Source organism: Aliiglaciecola aliphaticivorans, from assembly GCF_054782055.1.
The window spans coordinates 1-510 of record NZ_BAAGTF010000073.1; the positions used below are offsets into that span (position 1 = coordinate 1).

1 protein-coding gene is annotated in these 510 nt (G+C 38.6%); it reads right to left on the reverse strand.

The features are described from left to right. The coding region (locus ACYVIL_RS20275) for a transposase (RefSeq protein ID WP_460314556.1) at nt 1-462 on the reverse strand (462 nt) is incomplete at its 3' end. Nucleotides 463-510: the final 48 nt, after the last annotated feature.

The window sequence follows — 510 nt, forward strand, 5'->3', positions numbered from 1 at the left end:
CAAGGCTTCTAACTTTTTTAAGACGGCATTCTCTGCACGTAAATAATCCAATTCTTCCCTGAGCTCTTTTTCAGACATTTCTGCTGATGGTTTAGAAGTTGAAGAATGATTAGTCACGCGAGGCCTACCTTTTTTTTGTGGTTTTAAACGGGTTATACCCTCGTGAGCATAAAGCTTTTGCCACTGGAATAATATGCCTGGTGAGGATAAATCGAAATACGCGCTAGTGTAACTGAGAGACCATTTATTACCTCTCATTGTTTTAAGCACATTAAGTTTAAATTCGAAGGAGTAAGGAAGTTGCTTATGAACAAAACTATCAAAGCCATTGATACGATACACCAGAGACCAATAACGAATAAGATTAGAGCGTACTTCAAACTTTGAACCTAAGACTCTTGAACTCTCTTCTTGCGCTAATCGCGCTAGCTTTAACTTAAATACTCTGTGATGTTTGGACATAAAAAGACCCCCAGTAATTGGAATGTCCAACTATTGGGGGTCACTTCA